Source organism: Bradyrhizobium sp. P5_C12, from assembly GCF_054049735.1.
The window spans coordinates 1-6,216 of sequence record NZ_JBFULU010000100.1; the positions used below are offsets into that span (position 1 = coordinate 1).

Consider the following 6,216-nt stretch of genomic DNA (forward strand, 5'->3'; position numbering starts at 1 on the left):
TTCGCAAGCTGGAGCTGGCGTACGAAGAACAGCATCGTGAGCGATTTTCCCGACCCTTGCGTGTGCCAGACCACGCCGCCCCGACGCTGCCCGCGAGCGCCCGCTGCGTCAATCGTGGAGGCAAGAGCCTTCCGCACAGCGTGGAATTGGTGGTAGCCGGCGAGCTTCTTCGAGTGCACAACTCCATCAACTACCTCAAAGGCGATATAGTCGACGATTAGGTCGAGGAAACGCTCGGGAGCGAATACGCCTCGAATAAGCACCTCCAGTTCAGATCTGCCCGTATCGTCGAGAGTGGATCCATCGATTGTGCGCCAAGGAGCAAAACGATCGAGGCCCGCGGTCAGCGAACCGATTCGGGCCTGGAGGCCGTCGCTAATGATGAGTACCTGATTGAAGCGCAGGAGTTCCGGCACTTTGCTTCGGTAATTTTGAAGCTGTGTGTGTGCACGCCCTAATGTCGCCTGTGCGTCTGTTGGGCTCTTAAGCTCCAGGAGGCCGAGCGGGAGCCCATTGACGAAAACCACCACGTCGGCGCGCACAACATCACGCTCATCGGCGCCCTGGATGATAAATTGGTTTGCGACCAGGAGCCGATTGGCTGTCGGGTCACTACGGTCGAGCAGACGCAAGCCGATCGTTCGGGTCTCGCCGTCCTGGCTAACCTCGACGGGAATCCCGGAAGCGAGCAGCGGATGGAAGACCCGATTGTTTTCGATCACATCCTGGCTAGGAGTTGCCAGTACAGTGCGAACGGCCGCGTCGATCGTGGCTGGGCTTGCATCAGGGTTCAGAGTTGCCAGCGCGCTACGTAGCTCGGGTTCGAGCACCGCCTGTTTGTAGCTCGTGCGAGCACCCATTGGGCCATCTGGTGAGAGCTGATCACCAGGAACAGTCTTCCAGCCGATCAGGTCGAACCAGGAGAGTGCGGCGAGTTCAACGGCCTCTTCCCGAAAGCCGAAGGCGCTGCCAGAGGACGCGATGGGATAGAGGTCGGTCACGCGAGGGCACCTTCCCGCGGTTCGGATGCAGCCTGCTCCGTTTCCCATTCGACCCGCGCCAACTCGTAGCGCGTGTTGTCGAGAAGATACAGAATTTTGCTAGGCTGGAATACTGAGCGGGCAATCTCTACTTCTTCGTAGTCGTCATCAAGGGAGGCGTTAAATGCAGCGAAGTCCTCGTATCGTGAGGGCTCTGATTCTGCCGCCGCCGTCGGGCGCCGCCATGCGACGTCGAATAGAAAGCTCACCAGCGTGTCGCAGAGCCCGCCTAGCATGACTGCGTGCTGACGCTCGAGCGTACCCCAGTCAAGTGAGCCGCCATGCCGCAGGTTTGGGATGTTACTTAATTTTGCAAGGGCGACCGCCATGTCTTCGATGGCGCGCGTCAGCTCTCTGACGTGAGTGTTGATCTTATCTGCGTCGGGGTGGTTGGCCACCGAGAAATCTAGTGCAGCAATGACACCCTTCATGCGGACGGGGAATCCGTCATGTTTGGAAAAGGTCACCCCGAGTTGGGGAGCAATTGTCGCATGGGCTGCTTCGAACAAGGTTCGAACGTTTTGGAGACAAAATGCCGGCTGACTCTCAATGCTAAGTTCCAACGCCTCGACGTGCCGGCGCAGAGGCTCCGCCCGGTCGGGATGCGCCTCCATCAGAGCGTGTAGGGATTGAAGGCGGTATTGCATCACGCGGCCGACACTTGAGCTTTGACGTCGCTGATCCGCAGTTCGCCGGAGATCAGTCTGGGCAGGAGAGTGTCTCGCAGCTCCGCAAGCGTTTGCATCTGCTTAGTTGCCGCTACTACCCGGTCGACTAGGGGATCGGCAATCTCGCCAAAAGCGTCGAGCACACCTTGTGTCGGTGCCAACATGGGGAGCCTTCGGAGCACCGACTTGCTGATCTCTGCAAAGGTCGATCCCGAAGCGTTCCCGATAACGACGTCCATATTGGACCGACACCACATCCAGGCGAACGCGGGACTGACGTTGCTGCGAACGAACCCAGCGAATCCTTGGTTAATTGCTGTGGGCAGGGTAGTAAATGCTACGTACCCGATCGGTGCGCGGGTCGATAGAAGCAATGAGCCGGGCGGTAGAAGACCTGAACTGACTTGGTTGAGTCCTTGATCCGTCAATTGCCGACTAGTCCGAAGGAGCACAGGTGTGCGTAACCCCGACAGGTCTTTGGGCGTAGCCCACTGGTGTGTCCCGTCCCAGAATGCGCCGTTCTCAGTTCTCGGGGTATTGCCAGCCCTGATTTCAAATAGTTCGGCAATCGGCTTGAGCTTCCATCCCACGGGCAGGCCATCATCACCGAAGCTCTTTGGGAAAAGAGCCGCGACCTCACCAGGAAGCTCAGTCTCTTGTCCCTCCGCTTTGGCGTGGACCGGGTCGAAGTCAACGAACCAGCTCTTGAATAGCGCCCGAGTAATCGCCTCTAGCGTTTCAGCTATGCACCGATTCAGCTCGATCTTCTCGTCCAACAGTCCAAGTAGTTCACCTATAGCGACCTGCTGTTTCAATCCAGGAAGATAGACCTTGAGTCTGCGCTGCGCAGTCAGACTGACGTACGGAGCCATATCAGTCTCGTCCTGCACTGCCTCCAGCTGAGTTTCGAACAATCTCGATCGCATGAACGCATAAAGGTAGCGGCGATCCAACCGTCCGTCGCTCAGAACACGCCAGAAGGTTGTCTGTGGCGAACATACGAAGGGTGGGGCATCGCTTGGGACTAGCGCTAACTTGCCGACTGTACCTTTGTGTGACAGCAGAATGTCGTTCGGTCGCCCGATGCCTTTTCGGATACGTGCGAGTGCCACATCATTGATGTGCTCACAACGGGCAAAGTCGACCCTTCCGTCCGAGAGGTCGGCTGCACGGACAAAGGCTGTGCCCTCACCCACAAACTCTTCGCGTCGAGGCCGGTATTCGCCATGATTACCATCCTCCACGAGGAGCACGCCGGCTTCCTGAAGCTGCTCGACGGATTGCGACTCACCAGCCATAGCCGACCCGCGCCAACGCTTTTCGGATGCGGTCGTCCAGACGACCTCCCTCGACCACCTGATCGTGCAGACTTGCCGTTAGACGGCCCATACGATCTGCAAAGGGCTCGTCGTCCTGTTCGGCGGCTGTTGTCCCGACATATCGGCCAGGAGTGAGCGCATACCCCTGCCTCGCGATTTCGTCTGTCGTGACCGATTTTGCAAACCCTGGCTCGTCGGCGTAGCGACCGCCAGTCTCCCGCCAATCGTGATAACGATTGGAAACTTTTGCGATATCCGTATCGGTCAGCACTTTGAGGGTACGACTTTGCATTGTACCCAAATTGCGGGCATCAATAAACAACGTTTCGTGTCGTCGGTCGCGGAGTTTCATGTCTCTCACAAGACCGTTCGATTTGTCGCGTGTGAGAAACCATAGGCTGACGGGAATCTGGGTCGTAAAGAACAGCTGCCCTGGTAGGCTGACTATGCAGTCGACCAAGTCGGCCTCGATAATGGCCCGTCTGATATCGCCCTCGCCTGACGTTTGGCTGGACAGCGAACCGTTCGCCAGAACAAATCCAGCATAGCCGTGGGGTGCGAGATGGTGGATGAAGTGCTGAACCCAGGCAAAGTTGGCGTTTCCGGCCGGCGGTACGCCAAATTGCCAACGGTCGCCCGAGCGTAACCGCTCGCCGCCCCAATCACTATCGTTGAATGGCGGATTGGCGAGAACGAAATCTGCCTTAAGGCCAGGATGCAGGTCTTCGTGGAAGCTGTCCGCCCACTTAGGTCCGAGGTTCGCTTCGATGCCTCGGATCGCGAGATTCATCTTGGCCAGCCGCCATGTCGTGGGATTCGACTCTTGGCCGAAAACGGATACGTCATTGCGTTGGCCATTGTGGGCCTCAACAAATCGCTCTGATTGAACGAACATGCCGCCTGACCCGCAGCAGGGATCGTACACGCGCCCCTTAAACGGCTGGAGCATCTCTACGAGCAATTGGACGACACAGCCGGCGGTGTAGAATTGGCCCCCGCGCTTGCCTTCAGCTATGGCGAATTGACCTAAGAAATACTCGTAGACCCGGCCGAGTACGTCCTGGCCATGGTGCTCGTCCTTGAACGTCAGATCTGAGAACAGCTTGATGACTTCGCCCAGCCTTGTCTGATCCAGCTCGGCGCGGGCATAGTTCTTTGTCAGCACGCCCCTCAAGCTGTGGTTTTCGGCCTCCAGATCGAGCATGGCCCTATCGATCAGCGCGCCAATCATGGGGTCTGTGCTAGTGGCGTTCGCCTTCAGGTAATCCCACCGGGCGTTCTCCGGGACCCAGAAGACATTGTCGCCAACATACAGGTCTCGCTCATCTACCAGAGCAACCTCTTCAGGGTCAGCCAACGCTTGCTGCCTGCGTTCCTGAAAGCGGTCGGAGATGTACTTTAGAAAAATCAAGCCCAGCGCGACGTGCTTGTACTCAGCAGCATCCATGTTCCCGCGAAGTTTGTCCGCGGCGGCCCAAAGCGTGTCCTCCACGCGCCGTTCTTGAATTTCGGTCCTTTTCTTGGAACGAGCAGCCTTGGCCAATTACGCCCCCAAATTGCGATGTGATGATATGCGAATCGATTCGTCCTGTCTTGGTGGACAGGGCTCTTCGGTGCAAGCATTGCGAAAGTCTGATGCAGTGCCGTCCACTGTCTCCGACCGCGCCGATCGGCGAACCAGAACCTGCCTAGCATAAAAGGCAGGATTTTAGTTTCGACCGTTTTTGACGAATTTTGTAGTAGAATCAATATCTTAAAATTCGCGCGGAAATCGTCAGAAATTCGAATAAACCCGAGGAAATCGTGATTGTCCCTCTGTCCCGCTGTCCCAATCGCTGGGATGCGGGACAGGGGACGAGAGCTGCGTCAGTTCGGCCTTGCGCTCTCTTCGGTGCGTCTCGATTGCCTGGCTTCCTTCAGGATGCGGTGCACGACAGATTTCGACTTCTTGAGTTGGGTCGCGATCTCGCGGACAGAGTTTCCCGCGCTCGCGAGCGTCAGGATCTGCTCCATGTCCTCGTCATCGTCCTCCCCCAGATCGGCGCACGTCCAGACGGCACGCCCCTCCGGATCAGTTTGCAACGTGGCTTCAAAGGGAGCCGCATCTTCCCCGAAGACGCCCCGAGCCTTGGTCAAATGTACCTCGAAACGGGCTCCGTCAGCCGGATTGTAGTCGCTCGGATGCTTGAGCTGGATCACCGTATCCAGAACGTCCTCGCGCTTCGACGTTCCTCGGGCATTGCCCCCTCGGCTCGCGTGATGGACGATCAGAACTGTCACTCCTCGTCGTCGCAGCTGGAGCAGCCAGGCCTGCATCGAGTCCCACGACTCAGCATCGTTCTCGGGCCCTCCGTTCATCAACGTCGACATATTGTCGAGCACCAAGAATGACACGTCATCGAGAAAAGGCTTGAGGGCTATTTGATGCTTCCTATCCGCGAGGTTGATGCTCTGTCCCAAAGGCTGCCGATCCATGCAGAACAGTTTGAAGGCCTCCGCTTCAGGCTCGTGGTCGCTGGCCGCCTGGATAGCCTTTAGGCGCTCCTGCAAAGCCTGCTGGGGCATTTCACCGTCGATGTACAAGACCCGACGGGACTTCTCGGCCTTCCACCTCAGGAACTCTCCACCGCAGCTCACTGCGTGAGCAATGCCCAATGCAACGTGCGTCTTGCCGATCCCGCGACCGGCGAACAGCATCGCCAGACCCCGCTCGGGCAGGATCGGGTGTAGCAACGTTTTACGAGGCGGCAGCTTRAGCTTGGCGAACTCGGTCAGGCAGATCGGTGCGTTCCACTTGGGAGCGGGCTTCTCGCCGGGTTTTGGGGGAAACAGCATTTCAGTTCGCCTTCATTCCATCAAATGCAACAACGGAGGTGGACTTCATCAACGGCCCGACCTTGCGACGGGCCCAGGCGTCTAACTCGGACACTGGGTAGAGCGGGAAACGACCAGCCTTTCGAAATGCTGGGCCTTCGCTGCTCACGCAGGCGAGCTTCGCCAGCGTCTTCGGCGAGCAGGGGATGTTGTAGGTTGCGGTGATGTAAGCGGCGGCTTCCGCCCGGCGCAGATATCGTTCGCCGTTCGGGTTGCTGAGGTGCTTGTCGTCGTTCATAGGCAATCTCCGGTTTCTGAAGTTCGCCAAAAAACATTTTGAGCACCTCAAGTCTTTCAGAGACGAAGCCCATCAAT

6 protein-coding genes are annotated in these 6,216 nt (G+C 57.7%); all 6 read right to left on the reverse strand.

The window, feature by feature from the left end; genetic code table 11:
• The coding region (locus ACXJMY_RS37480; protein WP_456624378.1) for a type I restriction endonuclease at positions 1–1,001 on the reverse strand (1,001 nt) is incomplete at its 3' end.
• Positions 998–1,471, reverse strand: a complete 474-nt coding sequence (locus ACXJMY_RS37485) for an abortive infection family protein (RefSeq protein WP_456624379.1) — start codon at positions 1,469–1,471, stop codon at positions 998–1,000. The genes ACXJMY_RS37480 and ACXJMY_RS37485, both read right to left, overlap by 4 nt.
• Before the next feature lie 215 nt (positions 1,472–1,686).
• Positions 1,687–3,006, reverse strand: a complete 1,320-nt coding sequence (locus ACXJMY_RS37490) for a restriction endonuclease subunit S (RefSeq protein ID WP_456624380.1) — start codon at positions 3,004–3,006, stop codon at positions 1,687–1,689.
• Positions 2,996–4,570 carry an N-6 DNA methylase gene (locus tag ACXJMY_RS37495; protein WP_456624381.1) on the reverse strand — a complete coding sequence of 525 codons (1,575 nt, stop codon included), beginning with the start codon at positions 4,568–4,570 and terminating at the stop codon, positions 2,996–2,998. Before ACXJMY_RS37495 ends, ACXJMY_RS37490 begins: the two co-directional genes overlap by 11 nt.
• A gap of 323 nt (positions 4,571–4,893) precedes the next feature.
• Positions 4,894–5,862, reverse strand: coding sequence for an AAA family ATPase (locus ACXJMY_RS37500; protein ID WP_456624382.1), 969 nt, complete (start codon positions 5,860–5,862; stop codon positions 4,894–4,896).
• Position 5,863: 1 nt separating this feature from the next.
• Positions 5,864–6,139 carry a hypothetical protein gene (locus ACXJMY_RS37505; protein ID WP_456624383.1) on the reverse strand — a complete coding sequence of 92 codons (276 nt, stop codon included), beginning with the start codon at positions 6,137–6,139 and terminating at the stop codon, positions 5,864–5,866.
• Between the last annotated feature and the right edge of the window lie 77 nt (positions 6,140–6,216).

Coding starts and splice junctions, on each gene's coding strand:
- ACXJMY_RS37505 (WP_456624383.1), bottom strand. CDS start 6,139: ATGAACGACGACAAGCACCTCAGCAACCCGAACGGCGAACGATATCTG.
- ACXJMY_RS37485 (WP_456624379.1), bottom strand. CDS start 1,471: ATGAAGGGTGTCATTGCTGCACTAGATTTCTCGGTGGCCAACCACCCC.
- ACXJMY_RS37490 (WP_456624380.1), bottom strand. CDS start 3,006: ATGGCTGGTGAGTCGCAATCCGTCGAGCAGCTTCAGGAAGCCGGCGTG.